The 16,287-nt window shown below is 63.7% G+C and carries 13 protein-coding genes; 8 read left to right on the top strand and 5 right to left on the bottom strand.

From position 1 onward, the window contains the following. Positions 1–87: 87 nt before the first annotated feature. Positions 88–1,029, top strand: coding sequence for an AEC family transporter (locus IAE38_RS00765; protein WP_201161927.1), 942 nt, complete (start codon positions 88–90; stop codon positions 1,027–1,029). Between the two features lie 55 nt (positions 1,030–1,084). Next, positions 1,085–2,443, top strand: a complete 1,359-nt coding sequence (locus IAE38_RS00760) for an amino acid permease (protein ID WP_201215303.1) — start codon at positions 1,085–1,087, stop codon at positions 2,441–2,443. A 71-nt stretch (positions 2,444–2,514) separates the two neighbouring features. Here IAE38_RS00760 and IAE38_RS00755 read toward each other — a convergent pair whose 3' ends face one another. The 5 genes from IAE38_RS00755 to gatC form a co-directional block, all read right to left on the bottom strand. After that, positions 2,515–3,558, bottom strand: coding sequence for a calcium/sodium antiporter (locus tag IAE38_RS00755; RefSeq protein WP_201215301.1), 1,044 nt, complete (start codon positions 3,556–3,558; stop codon positions 2,515–2,517). A 60-nt stretch (positions 3,559–3,618) separates the two neighbouring features. Then, positions 3,619–3,993 carry a septal ring lytic transglycosylase RlpA family protein gene (locus tag IAE38_RS00750; protein ID WP_028631551.1) on the bottom strand — a complete coding sequence of 125 codons (375 nt, stop codon included), beginning with the start codon at positions 3,991–3,993 and terminating at the stop codon, positions 3,619–3,621. 128 nt (positions 3,994–4,121) lie between these two features. Beyond that, positions 4,122–5,567, bottom strand: coding sequence for an Asp-tRNA(Asn)/Glu-tRNA(Gln) amidotransferase subunit GatB (gene gatB / locus IAE38_RS00745; protein WP_028631550.1), 1,446 nt, complete (start codon positions 5,565–5,567; stop codon positions 4,122–4,124). An 11-nt stretch (positions 5,568–5,578) separates the two neighbouring features. Further along, on the bottom strand, positions 5,579–7,030 hold the full coding sequence (gene gatA, locus IAE38_RS00740; RefSeq protein ID WP_201161930.1) for an Asp-tRNA(Asn)/Glu-tRNA(Gln) amidotransferase subunit GatA: 1,452 nt from the start codon (positions 7,028–7,030) through the stop codon (positions 5,579–5,581). 15 nt (positions 7,031–7,045) lie between these two features. Next, positions 7,046–7,333 carry an Asp-tRNA(Asn)/Glu-tRNA(Gln) amidotransferase subunit GatC gene (gatC, locus tag IAE38_RS00735; RefSeq protein WP_028631548.1) on the bottom strand — a complete coding sequence of 96 codons (288 nt, stop codon included), beginning with the start codon at positions 7,331–7,333 and terminating at the stop codon, positions 7,046–7,048. Positions 7,334–7,538: 205 nt separating this feature from the next. On the opposite strand from gatC, the gene mreB reads away from it, so the two are divergent. The 6 genes from mreB to IAE38_RS00705 all read left to right on the top strand — a co-directional run bounded on the left by mreB (position 7,539) and on the right by IAE38_RS00705 (position 16,283). Beyond that, positions 7,539–8,576 carry a rod shape-determining protein MreB gene (mreB, locus tag IAE38_RS00730; protein WP_003255163.1) on the top strand — a complete coding sequence of 346 codons (1,038 nt, stop codon included), beginning with the start codon at positions 7,539–7,541 and terminating at the stop codon, positions 8,574–8,576. Positions 8,577–8,799: 223 nt separating this feature from the next. Next, positions 8,800–9,756: a rod shape-determining protein MreC gene (mreC, locus tag IAE38_RS00725; RefSeq protein WP_236403232.1), complete on the top strand. Its 957-nt coding sequence runs from the start codon at positions 8,800–8,802 to the stop codon at positions 9,754–9,756. Next, entirely contained in the window at positions 9,756–10,244 is a 489-nt protein-coding gene (mreD, locus tag IAE38_RS00720) for a rod shape-determining protein MreD (protein ID WP_060501773.1), read from the top strand. The genes mreC and mreD overlap by 1 nt, the downstream gene beginning before the upstream one ends. Positions 10,245–10,276: 32 nt before the next feature. After that, positions 10,277–10,876: a Maf family protein gene (locus IAE38_RS00715; protein ID WP_201161932.1), complete on the top strand. Its 600-nt coding sequence runs from the start codon at positions 10,277–10,279 to the stop codon at positions 10,874–10,876. Positions 10,877–10,930: 54 nt separating this feature from the next. After that, on the top strand, positions 10,931–12,388 hold the full coding sequence (rng, locus tag IAE38_RS00710) for a ribonuclease G (protein ID WP_028631544.1): 1,458 nt from the start codon (positions 10,931–10,933) through the stop codon (positions 12,386–12,388). 79 nt (positions 12,389–12,467) lie between these two features. Beyond that, positions 12,468–16,283 (top strand): YhdP family protein, encoded by a 3,816-nt coding sequence (locus IAE38_RS00705; RefSeq protein ID WP_201215299.1) that lies wholly within the window; start codon positions 12,468–12,470, stop codon positions 16,281–16,283. Positions 16,284–16,287: the final 4 nt, after the last annotated feature.

Genomic DNA, 16,287 nt, shown 5'->3' with positions numbered 1-16,287 from the left:
GCTGCCCCTAGTTGGCGCGCGCCATGCACGCGCCGACCGGTGTATCATTAGCCGCCTAACGGTAACCCCCACCCGGATGGTGCGCGCATGCTTGCCCTTCTCGTCCAGACGCTGAACATTACGGCGCCTGTCTTTGCCATGCTGTTCATGGGCGTGCTGCTGCGGCGCATCAACCTTATCGACGACAACTTCAACCGTGTTGCCTCACAGCTGGTGTTCAACGTCTGCATGCCCGCGTTGCTGTTTCTGGGCATCTACCACGCCGACCTGGCCGCCGCAGTAAAACCAGGCGTGATGCTCTACTTCGTGATTGCCACCCTGGTCGGGTTTGCCATCGCCTGGGGCATGGCAGTATGGCGCAGCCCGGTGGCAGACCGTGGTATCTACACCCAGGGTGCGTTTCGCGGCAATAACGGCGTCATCGGCCTGGCCCTGGCAGCAAGCCTGTATGGGGACTACGGCATTTCTCTGGGGGCAGTGCTCGCCGGGCTGGTCATCCTCATGTACAACTCGCTGTCGGCGGTGGTGCTGGCGGTCTACAGCCCAGACCTCAAGTCCGATCCGTGGAGCATCTGCAAGAGCATCTTCAGGAACCCGCTGATCATCAGCGTGCTGGTGGCTACCCCCATGGCCTACGGCCAGGTACCGCTGCCCAACTGGTTGCTCACCTCGGGTGACTACCTGGCCCAGATGACCCTGCCGTTGGCGCTTATCTGCATTGGCGGCACCCTGTCGCTAACGGCGCTGCGCGACAGCGGCCGGCTGGCCATGGATGCCAGCCTGGTGAAAATGGTCTGGCTGCCGCTGGCCGGCACCCTGGGTGCGTGGCTGTGCGGTTTTCGTGGCGCCGAGTTGGGCATCCTGTTCCTGTACATCGGCAGCCCCACCGCTGCGGCCAGCTACGTGATGGCCAGGGCGGCCAATGGCAACCATGAACTGGCAGCCTCTATCATCGTGATTACTACGCTAATGGCGGCAATTACCACCAATATTGGTATTTTCATCTTGCAGTGGGGCGGATGGATCTAGATCCTTGGCCGACAACCAAAGCAATAACACTGCCCCACCAGCGAAAGGACACTTCATGCAAGACCAGAACAGGCCCGAGCAGTTACAGCGCGGGCTGAAGAACCGCCATATCCAGCTGATCGCACTGGGCGGCGCCATTGGCACCGGGTTGTTCCTGGGCATCGCCCAGACCATCCAGCTGGCCGGCCCCTCCGTGCTGCTGGGCTATGCCATCGCCGGCCTGATGGCCTTCCTGATCATGCGCCAGCTGGGTGAAATGGTGGTGGAGGAGCCGGTAGCCGGCAGCTTCAGCCATTTTGCCCACCGCTACTGGAGCGAGTTCGCAGGGTTTGTTTCAGGCTGGAACTACTGGGTGGTCTACGTGCTGGTGGGCATGGCAGAGCTGACCGCTGTGGGCATTTACGTGCAGTACTGGTGGCCAGACTTCCCCACCTGGGCGACAGCGGCGATCTTCTTCGTGGTGATCAACCTGATCAACCTCACCCAGGTGAAGGTGTATGGCGAAATGGAGTTCTGGTTCGCCCTGATCAAGGTCGTGGCCATCCTCAGCATGATCGGCTTTGGCGCCTGGCTGTTGGCCAGCGGCACGGGCGGCCCGGATGCCAGTGTCGCCAACCTGTGGCAGTACGGCGGGTTCTTCCCCAATGGCGTCACCGGGCTGGTCATGGCCCTGGCTGTGATCATGTTCTCGTTCGGTGGCCTGGAGCTGGTGGGCATCACCGCAGCAGAAGCCGACAACCCGCGCCAGAGCATCCCCAAGGCCACCAACCAGGTGGTGTATCGCATCCTGATCTTCTACATCGGCGCGCTGGCCGTGTTGCTGTCGCTGTACCCGTGGCAGAAGGTGGTGCAGGGCGGTAGCCCCTTCGTGATGATCTTCCACAATGCCAACAGCGATGTGGTGGCCACCATCCTCAACGTCGTGGTGCTCACGGCAGCCCTGTCGGTCTACAACAGCTGCGTGTATGCCAACAGCCGCATGCTGTTCGGCCTGGCCAGCCAGGGTGATGCGCCGCGCCAGTTGCTCAAGGTCAGCCGCAGTGGCGTACCGCTTACAGCCCTGGGCGTGTCGGCACTGGCTACGGGCCTGTGTGTGGTGATCAACTACCTGATGCCGGGTGAAGCCTTTGGTTTGCTGATGGCCCTGGCGGTGTCGGCGCTGGTGATCAACTGGGCGAGCATCAGCATTACCCACCTGAAGTTCCGCAAGGCCAAGCTCGCAGCAGGGGTGACGCCGTTCTACAAGAGCCTGTGGCACCCGCTGAGCAATTACCTGTGCCTGGCGTTCATCGTGTTGATCTTGGTGGTGATGTACCTGACCCCGCCGATTCGCATTTCGGTGATGCTGATCCCGGCCTGGATTGCTGCGTTGTGGGTGGCGTTCAGGCTGAAAAAGGCTCGCCAGGCTAGCTAGGCAGGGCTGGCCTCATCGCGGGTAAACCCGCATCTACAGGGCTTTACCCGCGAAAAGGGCGTCGCCTGCCGCTAATGCTGGCGGCGCCAGGCTCGCACGGTGGTGTACAGCAGCACCAGTGCAAGCACTGGCAGTACATAGAGCAGCATCAGGCGTTCCAGGCGGCCAGCCAGTGGCATGCCCATGGTGAATGCTGCAACGTGCAGTCCATACGCCAGGTACAGGCACAGAAACACAAGCCCTTCTGCGCGGGTGATGCGGTAGCCCGAATAGAACACGGGCAGGCTCAGCACCGCCACGCCAAGCATCACAGGCAGATCGAAATCCAGTGCGTTGGGCGATATCGACAGTGGCTCGGGGGTGACCAGGGCTGTGAGCCCCAGCACGCCGAGCAGGTTGAACAGGTTGCTGCCGATTACCGTGCCCACGGCAATTTCGCGCTCGCCGCGCAGGGCGGCGATCAGCGCCGCCGCCAGTTCGGGCAAAGAGGTGCAGATGGCCACCACGGTCAGGCCGATCACTCGTTCCGACAGCCCAAGGTCGGTGGCCACTTCCACCACGGCGTCCAGCAACAGGTGGCCGGCAAGGGTCAACAGGCCCAGGCCGGTCAGCACCTGCAGGGCCGTGCCCGCCCAGAAACGGCCGGCGCTGGAGGTGGCCGTGCGCGGGGCCGGGTACGTGCGGGCGTAATGGCGGGACTGGTGCCACAGCATCGCCAGGTAACCCACTAGCCCAAGCAGCAGCAAGGCCCCCTCCAGCCTCCCCAGGTAGCCGTTGGCGGCCAAGCCGTAGACCAGCAGGCTTGCCACGATCATCAGAGGGATGTCCAGGCGCACCAGCTGGCGCGATACCCGCAGCGGAATAATCAGCGCGGCCAGGCCGAGGATGGCCAGTACGTTGAAGATGTTGCTGCCGATCACGCTGCCTACGGCAACGTCCGGCGCGCCCTGGTAGGCGGCCTGCAGGCTGACGGTGAGCTGGGGTGCCGTGCTGCCGAAGGCCACCAGGCTCAGGCCGATGATCAGCGGGCGAACATGCAGCCTTTGCGCCAGGCGCAGCGACGCACGCACCAGTAATTCGGCGCCGCCGACCAGCAGCAGCAGGGCGATGCCCAACTGCAGAAGGCTGAAGGTGGGAAGGGTGGCCAGGTCGAAGATGATAGGGCTCCAGTCGCGTCAGTCACTAAGCCCTTGTACCCGCACGCGCGCTGTTCCGCTACGCAGCATGCCGATTTTTTCTGCGGCGGCGCGTGACAGGTCGATCAGGCGATTGCGGGCATGTGGGCCGCGGTCGTTGATGCGCACCACCACGCTGCGCTGGTTGGCCAGGTTGGTCACCAGTACGCGGCTGCCGAATGGCAAGGAGCGGTGGGCGGCGGTCAGGCCGTGCTGGTTGAAGGGCTCGCCGCTGGCTGTGCGTTTGCCGTGGTGGCGTGAGCCGTAATACGAGGCGGTGCCGGTCTTGTCATAACCGCGTGGGTCGATGTCATGGCTGGCGCAGCCTGCCAGAAGGGCGAAGAGGGCGAAGGTGCCCAGGGATCGTTTCAGCAAGTGGGGCGCTCCAGTGTGGCCACATCGCGGGTAAACCGCGCCCACAGCCCATTGAATGGGGCCGCTGTGAGCGCGGGTCAGGCCGCGAACGAGGGCCAGGCCCTCGCAGGTCTACATGGGTAAAACAGTCAGCCTTCGAGCTTGGCCTTGAGCAGTTGGTTCACCTGCCCGGGGTTGGCCTTGCCTTTGGATGCTTTCATCGCCTGGCCAACGAAGAAGCCGAACATCTTGCCGCGCTTGGCCTCATCGGCTGCCCGGTACTGCTCGACCTGTTCGGCGTTGGCCGCCAGCACCTCGTCGAGCATCTGTTCGATGGCACCGCTGTCGGTGACCTGTTTCAGGCCGCGGCTTTCGATGATGCTGTCGGCATCTCCTTCGCCGGCAGCCATGGCTTCGAATACCGTCTTGGCGATCTTGCCGCTGATGGTGTTGTCGCGGATGCGCAGCAGCATGCCACCCAGGTGCGCAGCGCTGACCGGGGCCTGGTCGATTTCAATACCCAGCTTGTTCAGCAGGCTGCCCAGCTCGACCATGACCCAGTTGGCCGCAAGCTTCGCATCGCCACCGATCTTGACCACTTCCTCGAAGTAGTCGGCCTGCTCACGGCTGGAGGCCAGCACGTTGGCGTCATAGGCCGACAGGCCGTACTGGCTCTGGAAGCGCTCGACTTTCTGCGGCGGCAGTTCCGGCAGGCCGGCACGCACGGTTGCCAGGAAGCTGTCTTCGATCACCACTGGCAGCAGGTCTGGGTCGGGGAAGTAACGGTAGTCGTTGGCTTCCTCCTTGCTGCGCATGGAGCGGGTTTCGTCTTTGTTCGGGTCGTACAGGCGGGTTTCCTGCACCACCTTGCCGCCGTCTTCGATCAGGTCGATCTGGCGCTGGATCTCGCTGTTGATCGCGCGCTCGATGAAGCGGAACGAGTTGACGTTCTTGATCTCGCAGCGGGTGCCGAACTCGGTCTGGCCCTTGGGGCGGATCGACACGTTGCAGTCGCAGCGCAGCGAGCCTTCGGCCATGTTGCCGTCACAGATGCCCAGGTAGCGCACCAGGGCGTGGATGGCCTTGACGTACGCCACGGCCTCCTTGGCGCTGCGCATGTCTGGCTCGGAAACGATCTCCAGCAAGGGTGTGCCGGCGCGGTTCAAGTCGATGCCGGTGGAGCCGCTGAAGTCTTCGTGCAGGCTCTTGCCGGCGTCTTCCTCCAGGTGCGCACGGGTGACCCCGATGCGCTTGAGGGTGCCGTCTTCAAGGGCGATGTCCAGGTGACCCTTGCCGACGATTGGCAGGTCCATCTGGCTGATCTGGTAGCCCTTGGGCAGGTCGGGGTAAAAGTAGTTCTTGCGGGCAAACACGTTGCGCTTGCCGATTTCAGCATCGATGGCCAGGCCGAACATGCACGCCATGCGCACGGCTTCCTGGTTGAGTACCGGCAGTACGCCGGGCATGCCCAGGTCGACCAGGCTGGCCTGGGTGTTCGGTTCCGAGCCAAACGTCGTGGCGCTGCCGGAAAAGATCTTCGACTGGGTGGCGAGCTGAGTGTGGATTTCCAGCCCGATCACAACTTCCCATTGCATGTGTGAATTCCTCAGAAGCCGTTAGGGGCGCGGGTGTGCCAGTCGGTCACCTGCTGGTAGCGGTGCGCGACATTGAGCAGGCGGCCTTCCTGGAAGTACGGTGCCAGCAGCTGTACACCGACCGGCAAGCCATCGACGAAGCCGGCCGGCATCGACAGGCCAGGCAGCCCGGCGAGGTTGGCGGTGATGGTGTAGACGTCCTCAAGGTAGGCGGCGACCGGGTCGCTGCTCTTGGCGCCCAGCTTCCAGGCCGGGTTCGGCGTGGTTGGGCCGAGGATCAGGTCGACATCGTTGAAGGCGGCCATGAAGTCGTTCTTGATCAGGCGGCGGATCTGCTGCGCCTTGACGTAATAGGCATCGTAGTAGCCGGCCGACAGGGCATAGGTGCCGACCATGATGCGGCGCTGCACTTCGGCGCCGAACCCTTCGCCACGGGAGCGCTTGTACAGGTCGGTGAGGTCTTTCGGGGCGTCGCAGCGGTGGCCGAAGCGCACGCCGTCGAAACGCGACAGGTTCGAAGACGCTTCGGCCGGCGCGATCACGTAGTAAGCCGGGACGGCATGCTGCATGTTCGGCAGGCTGATTTCCTTCACCACCGCGCCAAGCTGTTCCAGTTCCTTGACGCTGGCCTGGACCAGGTCGGCGATACGCGGGTCGAGGCCCGCGCCGAAGTACTCCTTGGGCAGGCCGATGCGCAGGCCCTGCAGGGGCGCATTGAGGTTGGCGCTGTAGTCCGGCACCGGTTCATCGATGCTGGTGGAGTCTTTGGCATCGAAACCGGCCATGCCTTGCAGCAGCAGGGCGCAGTCCTCGGCGGTACGGGCCAGCGGGCCGCCCTGGTCGAGGCTGGAGGCGTAGGCGATCATGCCCCAGCGCGAAACGCGACCGTAGGTCGGTTTGAGGCCGGTGAGGTTGGTCAGCGCGGCAGGCTGGCGGATCGAGCCGCCGGTGTCGGTGCCGGTGGTCACCGGCAGCAGGCGGGCCGCTACGGCAGCGGCCGAACCGCCAGAAGAACCGCCTGGCACGTGGTCGAGGTTCCAGGGGTTTTTCACCGCGCCATAGTGGCTGGATTCGTTGGCCGAACCCATGGCGAACTCGTCCATGTTGGTTTTGCCCAGGGTGACCATGCCGGCTTCGGCCAGCTTGGCTACCACGGTGGCGTCGTAAGGCGCCTTGAAATTGTCGAGCATCTTCGACGCGCAGCTGGTGCGCACGCCCAGGGTACAGAACAGGTCCTTGTGGGCAATGGGCGCACCCAGCAGCACGCCGGTGTCACCGGCAGCGCGGCGGGCGTCGGCGGCACGTGCCTGGCTGATGGCCAGGTCGTCGGTGACGCTGATGAAGCTGTTGAGTTGCGGGTCGATCTGCTTGATGCGGGCCAGCAGGGCGCTGGTCAGCTCTTCGGAAGAAAACGACTTGTCGGCGAGCCCGCGGGCGATCTCGGCCAGGGTCAATTGATGCATGGCAGGCGCTATCCCTTACTCGATGACTTTGGGAACCAGGTACAGACCGCTTTCGGTCTTCGGTGCGATGGCCTGGTAGGCCTCGCGCTGGTTGTGCTCGGTGACCTGGTCGGGACGCAGCCGCTGGCTGGCCTCCAGGGGGTGAGCCAGGGGCTCGATGCCAGTGGTATCGACCGCTTGCATCTGGTCGACCAGCCCGAGGATGCTGTTCAGGGCGTCGGTAATGCGTGGCAGTTCGCCATCATTCAGCCCCAGTCGGGCCAGATGGGCGATCTTTTCCACGTCGCAGCGTTCAAGCGCCATGGTGATCTCCAAGGGAAACAAAGAACGGAATTAGTGTCCGCGGTGAGGAACATGTCAGCTTTTTGGCGGTCCAACGGCCGCGATCATCGGCTGGCATGCTCGGAAAAACAGCCAATTTAACATATTGGCTCCTTGCCCAAAATCCCTGCCATTGTTAGAGTTTGCCGCACTTTTTTACCCACGCTTTCCCCAGGGTCACTTTCCCATGTTCAAGAAACTGCGTGGCATGTTTTCCAGCGATCTGTCCATCGACCTGGGTACTGCCAACACCCTTATTTACGTGCGTGAGCGCGGTATCGTCCTGAATGAGCCCTCGGTTGTTGCCATCCGTACCCATGGCAATCAGAAAAGCGTCGTCGCCGTCGGTACCGAAGCCAAGCGCATGCTGGGCCGTACGCCTGGCAACATTGCTGCCATTCGTCCGATGAAGGACGGCGTTATCGCCGACTTCAGCGTTTGCGAAAAAATGTTGCAATATTTTATCAACAAGGTTCACGAGAACAGCTTTCTGCAGCCCAGCCCCCGTGTGCTGATCTGCGTACCGTGCAAGTCCACCCAGGTTGAACGCCGCGCCATCCGCGAATCGGCCCTGGGTGCAGGTGCCCGTGAAGTGTTCCTGATCGAAGAGCCCATGGCCGCTGCCATCGGTGCTGGCCTGCCGGTTGAAGAAGCCCGCGGTTCGATGGTGGTGGATATCGGTGGTGGCACCACCGAAATCGCGCTCATCTCCCTGAACGGTGTGGTCTACGCAGAATCTGTCCGCGTGGGCGGCGACCGTTTCGATGAAGCCATTGTCACTTACGTACGCCGCAACTACGGCAGCCTGATCGGTGAATCCACCGCCGAGCGCATCAAACAGGAAATCGGCACTGCCTACCCAGGTGGCGAAGTGCGTGAAGTCGATGTGCGCGGCCGCAACCTGGCCGAAGGCGTACCACGCGCGTTCACCCTCAATTCCAACGAGGTGCTCGAAGCCCTTCAGGAATCGCTGGCCACCATCGTTCAGGCGGTCAAGAGCGCCCTGGAGCAGTCTCCGCCAGAGCTGGCCTCGGACATTGCCGAACGTGGCCTGGTGCTGACCGGTGGTGGTGCGCTGTTGCGCGATCTGGACAAGCTGCTGGCCCAGGAAACCGGCCTGCCGGTGATCGTTGCCGAAGATCCGCTGACCTGTGTTGCCCGTGGCGGCGGTCGCGCCCTGGAAATGATGGACAAGCACGCGATGGACCTGCTCTCCAGCGAGTGATCCCCTCGCTGTTCACGAGCCCCGGTTTACAGGTAGTGCGCACAGTGCTACCTGTATGTGCTGGGCTGGCGCCCGCCCGGGCGCCTTATCCGTCAACCCGCAACCAGGCTGGTGCGTTGTCCCATGTCCAATGACCTCCTGAGTCGTCCACGAGGAACGGCCCATTAAACCGCTTTTCTCCAAGGGCCCTTCGCTGGGCGTGCGCCTGCTTGTTCTGGTAGTGATGTCGGTCGCGTTGATGGTTGTCGACGCGCGCTTCGACCTGCTTAAACCTGTGCGCAGCCAGATGGGCCTGGTGCTCATGGAATCCTACTGGATCACCGACCTGCCACAGCGTGCCTGGCAAGGGGTGGCGGGGCAGTTCGGCAGCCGCAACGAGCTGATTGCCGAAAACGAGAAACTCAAGACCGAAGCCCTGCTGCTGCAGGGGCGCCTGCAGAAGCTGGCAGCCCTCACCGAGCAGAACGTGCGCCTGCGCGAGTTGCTCAACTCATCGGCACTGGTTAACGAAAAGGTCGAGGTGGCCGAACTGATCGGTGTCGACCCCAACCCGTTCACCCACCGTATCCTGATCAACAAGGGTGAGCGTGACGGTGTGTTCCTGGGCCAGCCGGTGCTCGATGCGCGTGGCCTGATGGGCCAGGTGGTCGAGTTGATGCCCTACACCTCACGGGTGCTGCTGCTCACTGACACCACCCACAGCATTCCGGTACAGGTCAACCGTAACGGCCTGCGCGCCATTGCCAGCGGTACCGGCAACCCCGAGCGCCTGGAGCTGCGTCACGTGGCCGACACGGCAGACATCAAGGAAGGGGATTTGCTGGTCAGCTCCGGCATGGGCCAGCGTTTCCCGGCAGGCTACCCCGTTGCCACGGTCAACGAAGTGATCCACGACTCCGGCCAGCCGTTTGCCATCGTGCGCGCCATCCCCACTGCCGCGCTGAACCGCAGCCGCTACATGTTGCTGGTGTTCAGTGATCGCCGCACCCCTGAAGAGCGCGCCACCGATGCTGCCATCGCTCAGGAAGAGGCCGACCGCAAGGGTGCGCCGGCAGCCGGGCAGGGCACAGCCGCACCCGAGCAGGCTGCGCCGGCAGCGACCACGCCCGCCACACCCGCAGCGCAACCTGCCACACCGGCTGCGGCGCCGGCGGCAACCGCTCAACCCAGGAGGCCGTGATGGCAGCGTCGCGCCGCAACAACGGCTGGTTCATCTGGCTGACCTTCGCCATCGGCCTGCTGCTCAGCGTGTCGCCCATGCCTCAGTTCATGGAAGTGTTCCGCCCCATGTGGCTGGCCTTGCTGGTGTCGTTCTGGACCCTCGCCGTGCCGCACAAGGTCGGCATGACCACGGCATTCGTGCTCGGCCTGGCCGAAGATGTGCTCTACGGCACCCTGCTTGGGCAAAACGCGCTTATTCTCACCCTGATCACCTTCCTCGTGCTGTCGCTGCAACAGCGCTTGCGCATGTTCCCCATGTGGCAGCAGAGCCTGGTCATCCTGGTGGTGTTCGGTATTGCCCAGCTGGTTCAGCTGTGGCTCAGCGCGCTCACCGGTAACCGCCTGCCGACCCTGGCACTGGTCTGGTCGGCCGTGATCAGTGCTCTGCTCTGGCCATGGATAAGCTTTGCCTTGCGCGACGCACGCCGACGCCTGCACATCAATTGACGGCCACGGTGCCACTGACAGGGAGATGTCCGATGACCCCGCTTTACCTGGCTTCTGGCTCACCCCGTCGGCGCGAACTGTTGGCTCAGATCGGTGTCGACTTTTCCGTTGTCAGTGCCTCTGTCGACGAAACCCCGCTGCCGGATGAAGGCGTCTCCGAGTACGCCCTGCGCCTTGCCCGTGCGAAGGCTGCTGCCGGCTTGGCCGGGCTCGACGGCCCCGGTGTGGTGCTGGGTGCCGATACCGTGGTGTCGATTGGCGGCCAGATCCTTGGCAAGCCCCGTGACCGCGAACACGGGTTGGCCATGCTCGCGCAGCTGTCAGATGACCATCATCAGGTGATCACCGCCGTGGCCGTGACCGACGGCGCTCGCTGCCTGGACGTGTGCGTAGGTACTCATGTCTATTTCCGTGCCATCAGCCCAGAAGAAGCGCAGCGCTACTGGGCCACCGGTGAGCCCCATGACAAAGCCGGCGGCTACGCCATCCAGGGCCTGGGCGCAGTCTTCGTCAGGGAACTGATGGGCAGTTACTCGACCGTGGTCGGCCTGCCCCTGTTCGAAACTGCGCGCCTGCTGGATGCGTTTTCCATCGCGTGCTGGCAGCAACACGGCGTATCAGCGCCGCGCTAGCCAGCCACCCCACTGCGATCCATCATTACCGAACATCCTTGACGAGAGCGTGCCATGAGTGAAGAGATCCTGATCAACATCACCCCGATGGAGTCACGCGTGGCGGTGGTGGAAAACGGGGTACTGCAGGAGGTGCACGTCGAGCGCACCCAGCGCCGTGGCATCGTCGGCAACATCTACAAGGGCAAGGTGGTACGGGTATTGCCGGGCATGCAGGCGGCCTTTGTCGATATCGGGCTGGAGCGGGCGGCGTTCATTCACGCATCGGAAATTTCCCAGCGCGAAGGCTCTGCGGTGGAAAACATCACGGCCCTTGTCCATGAAGGCCAGGCCCTGGTGGTTCAGGTCACCAAGGACCCGATCGGCACCAAGGGCGCGCGCCTGACCACCCAGCTGTCGATCCCCTCGCGCTACCTGGTGTACATGCCGCGCAGCAGCCATGTGGGCATTTCCCTGAAGATCGAGGACGAAGCCGAGCGCGAGCGCCTCAAGCGTGTGGTCAGTGACTGCATGGACAGCGAAAATATCAAGGACGCCGGTGGTTTCATCCTGCGCACCGCTGCAGAAGGTGCCCGGGCCGAGGAAATCCTGCAGGACATCCGCTACCTGCGCAGGCTGTGGGAGCAAATCGGCGCGCAGATCAAAAGCTGCGGTGCCCCCATGGTCATTTACGAAGACCTGGGGTTGGCCCTGCGCACCCTGCGTGACCTGGTAAACCCCAAGATCGAGAAGATCCGCATCGACTCCCGGGAAACCTTCCAGAAAACCACGCAGTTCGTCGAAGAGCTGATGCCGGAGATCGCCGACCGCCTCGAACACTACCCGGGCGAGCGGCCAATTTTCGACCTGTATGGCGTGGAGGACGAAATCCAGCGTGCCCTGGAGCGCAAGGTGCCGTTGAAGTCTGGTGGCTACCTGGTGGTCGACCCGGCCGAAGCCATGACCACCATTGACGTGAACACCGGTGCCTTTGTCGGCCACCGCAACCTCGAAGAAACCATCTTCAAGACCAACCTGGAAGCCGCTACCGCCATCGCCCGGCAACTGCGCCTGCGCAACATCGGTGGCATCATCATCATCGACTTCATCGACATGGAAGATGAAGAGCACCAGCGCCAGGTGCTGCGCACCCTGGAAAAACAGCTGGAGCGTGACCACGCCAAGACCAACATCATCGGCATCACCGAACTGGGGCTGGTGCAGATGACCCGCAAGCGGACCCGCGAGAGCCTGGAGCAGGTGCTGTGTGAGCCGTGCCAGGCGTGCCAGGGCCGCGGCAAGTTGAAAACCCCTGAAACCATCTGTTACGAAATCTTCCGTGAGATTCTGCGCGAGGCTCGCGCCTACCAGGCCGAGGGCTACCGCGTGCTGGCCAACCAGAAGGTAGTGGACCGTCTGCTGGATGAGGAATCCGGCAACGTCGCTGAACTGGAGGCCTTCATCGGTCGAACCATTCGCTTTCAGGTCGAGTCGATGTATTCGCAGGAGCAGTATGACGTGGTGCTGCTCTGAGGCCGCCTGACGCCCGCCGTGGCCTGGCAAAACCCATTCCACGGGCCATGCTGCATAGACGACCTGGAGGGCCTTGGCCATGGCGCGTGTAAGCCGCGTTCTTGTCGTCCTGACCCGCTGGGGGCTGGGCGTTTGCGCCCTGCTGGTGGTATTGCTGGCGCTTTACGCCAGCCTGGGGCGCGAACTGGTACCCCTGGTGGCCGAGTACCGCGCCGACGTGGAGCGCAAAGCGGCCGAGGCGCTCGGTGTACCCGTGCACATCGGCGCCCTGGAGGGCCATTGGAGCCGGCTGGCCCCGGTGTTCAAAGTACGCGACCTGCAATTGGGCGAGGGCGCATCGGCCCTGCGCCTGGACGATGTGCGGGTAGTGCCGGACATCTGGGGCAGCCTGCTGGCCCGTGAAGTCAGGCTGTCACGCATTCAGCTCAGCGGCCTGCAACTGATTGCCCGTGAAGACGAGCAGGGCGGCTGGCAACTTGAGGGCCTGCCCAAGCAGGACGACGCGCCACTGGACCCGGCAAAACTGTTGCAGCGCCTTGGCCAGCTCGGGCGCCTCGATATTTTCGATAGCCAGGTGACCTTGCAGGCCTGGCAGCGCGACCCGTTGACCCTCACTTATATGAGTGCAGGTTTGCGTGCCGGCAGCGCTCGCCAGGTGCTGGAACTGCGCGCCACCCTGCCTGATGGGCAGCCCCTGGCACTCAACCTGCGCAGCCGCGCCTCCGCCGACGCCTGGCGCGATGCCCAGGTGCAAACCTACCTGAGCCTGCCGCAAAGCGACTGGGCGCGCTGGTTACCGCCCCGCCTGCTGGGCCAATGGCACGCCGACACGTTGCAGGCCGGTGGTGAGTTCTGGGTAGACTGGCGCGACCGCCAGTTGCAACAGGCGACAGTGCGGCTCAACGCGCCGCAATTGCAAGGCGCGCTCGAGGGCCGCAAGCCGGCGAAAGTGAACAACCTCGCCTTCAATGCCTGGTTCCAGCGCCAGGGCGACGGTTTTGATGTGGTGGTCGATTCGCTGGCCATGGACCTTGCCAAGCAACGCTGGGAGTCGCACCTGCAACTGCAGCAACGTGCAGGCCAAGCGCCCGCCGATGAAACCTGGCATCTGCAGGCAGACCGCCTCGACCTCACGCCCCTGACCCCGCTGATCCATGCGCTGGCGCCGCTGCCCTCACAGGCGATGGCCGTGGTTGATGGGTTGCAGGTGACCGGTGCGCTGCGCAATGTGCGCATGCAGGCCAAACCCAAGGCTGAAGGTGATCAGCGCCTGCAGTTCGAAGCCAACCTGGAAAAGGTCGGCTTCAACGCCTACCACAACGCGCCTGCCGCCGGAAACGTCAGCGGCAGCATCAGTGGCGACCTGGGCCACGGCGAGCTGCGCCTGGACACCGACGCGTTCATGCTGCACCTGTACCCTATCTTCGCCAAGCCCTGGCACTACCAGAAGGCCAACGCGCGCCTCACCTGGGCCCTCGACAAGCAAGGGTTCACCCTGGTTGCCCCATACCTCAAGGTAGTGGGCGACGAGGGCAAGATTGCCGGTGATTTCCTCATCCGCCTGTGGTTCGAAAAAGGCCGCGAGGATTACATGGACCTGCGTGTCGGCCTGACCGACGGCGACGGCCGCTACACTGCCAAATACTTGCCCGAGGTGCTGAGCCCGGCCCTTGACCAGTGGCTGCGCAGCGCCATCGTCAAGGGGGCAGTGGACGAAGGCTACTTCCAGTACCAGGGGTCGCTCAACCACGGTGCCGTGCCTGAGGCGCGCAGCATCAGCCTGTTCTTCAAGGTGCATGACGCTGCCCTGGACTTCCAGCCTGGCTGGCCACAGGTGCAGCAGGTGGCCGGTGACGTGTTCATCGAAGACAGCGGGGTGCGTATCCGGGCGCGGCAGGGCCTGTTGCTCAATACCAAGGTCAGAGACGTCAAGGTCGATATCCCCCACGTTGCAGAGGGCCGGGACAGCCACCTGTATCTGGACGGCAGCTTCGATGGTCGCCTGGCCGACGGCCTCAGCATCCTCAAGGAAGCTCCCATCGGCACCAGCGACATCTTTGCCGGCTGGGACGGCGAGGGCCCGCTCAAGGGCAAGGTCAAGCTCGACATCCCCCTGGCGCATGGGCAGCAGCCAAAAGTGCAGGTGGACTTCGCCACGCGCGATGCCCGGCTGAAGGTTGCGCCGCCCACGTTGGAACTGAGCCGGCTCAAGGGTGATTTCAGCTTCGACTACGACAAGGGCCTGAGCGGCAAGGGCATCACCTTGCAGGCCTTCGGCAAGCCGGTGACGGCGCAAATTGCCGCAGAAGGCCAGCCGGGGGAGATGCAGACGCGCATCAGTGCTAACGGCCAGGTGCCGCTCAATGCGTTGACCCGATGGCTGCAGTTCGATCAGGCTCTACCGGCATCCGGCGACTTGCCATATGACCTGCAGTTGAGCCTGGGCAGCCGGGAAAACCTGCTCACCGTCAATTCCACCCTCAAAGGGCTGGCAATCGACCTGCCTGCGCCTTTCGGTAAAGCCGCAGGTGATAGCCGCGCCAGCCGCTTCAGCATGACACTACAGGGCCCGCAGCGACGGATCGATGCCGCCTACACCGACCTTGCCCAGCTGGCCTACACTGCGCCAGCCGACAAGCTGACCCAAGGCGGCGGTGAATTGCTGCTTGGCCCGGGGCGGGCTCAGCCTCCTGCAGGCCAGGGGCTGCGGGTACGGGGCCGGCTGGAGGCCCTCGACCTGGCGCCCTGGCAGGCGCAAGCCGAAAAGCTGGGTGGCAGCGACCCTGGTGGCAGTGCCAAGCAACTTCTGCAGAGCGTGGACCTGACCATTGGCCAGCTCAAGGCGTTTGGCACGCAGCTGAACCAGGCCGTGGTGCGCCTGGCCCGCAGTGGCCCGGCCTGGGCGCTGCGCCTGGACAGCCGCGAAGTGATTGGGGACGCCCGCCTGCCTGACGCCAAGGGCGCGCCCATGACGGTGCACCTGCAAACGCTTCGCCTGCCGGCCAGCGATGCCGGGCAGGCACAGGCCGAAGAGGGTGCCGACCCGCTGGCGTCTTTCGACCCGCGCAAAGTGCCACCGCTGGACCTGCGCATCGACAAGCTGTACCGCGGGGATGAACTGTACGGCAGCGCCGCCATCAAGCTGCGGCCAACCACGCGCGGCGTTGCTGCCAGCGACCTGGACCTGGACCTCAAGGGCCTGCGCATCAATGGCGGCGGCGGCTGGGAGGGAGGTGTGGGCAGTGCCAGTAGCTGGTACAAGGGGCGGTTGCAGGGCAAGAACCTGGCCGATGTACTCACTGCCTGGGGCTTTGCCCCGACCGTGAGCAGCCGCGATTTCCGCCTGGATGTGGACGGCCGTTGGCCGGGGTCGCCGGCTGCGATCAGCCTCAAGCGCTTCTCGGGGAGCCTGGACGCAGCACTGCGGTCCGGCCAATTCGTCGAAGTGGACGGTGGTGCCCAGGCATTGCGGGTGTTCGGCCTGCTCAACTTCAACTCGATTGGGCGGCGCCTGCGCCTGGACTTCTCTGACCTGTTCGACAAGGGCCTGGCCTACGACCGGCTCAAAGGCTTGCTGGTGGCGAGCAACGGCGTATACGTGACGCGCACGCCGATCTCGGTCACCGGGCCTTCGAGCGATTTCGAACTCGATGGCACGCTGGACATGGTGCGCGACACGGTCGCGGCCAACCTGCAGGTCAGCCTCCCGGTCACCAACAACCTGCCACTGGCGGCGCTGATCGTGGGTGCCCCGGCAGTGGGGGGCGCACTGTTCCTGGTCGATCGGCTGATTGGTGACCGCGTCTCACGCATCGCCAGTGTGCACTACCGGGTAGAAGGCCCGTGGAAAGAGCCTAGAATCACCTTTGTGAAACCTTTCGAGAAGTCCCGCTAGGAGT

Source organism: Pseudomonas sp. S32, from assembly GCF_016648095.1.
Taxonomy (GTDB): Bacteria; Pseudomonadota; Gammaproteobacteria; order Pseudomonadales; family Pseudomonadaceae; genus Aquipseudomonas; species Aquipseudomonas parafulva.
The sequence above is the reverse complement of the archived record's forward strand: the minus strand, read 5'-3'. Positions and strand labels throughout refer to the sequence as shown.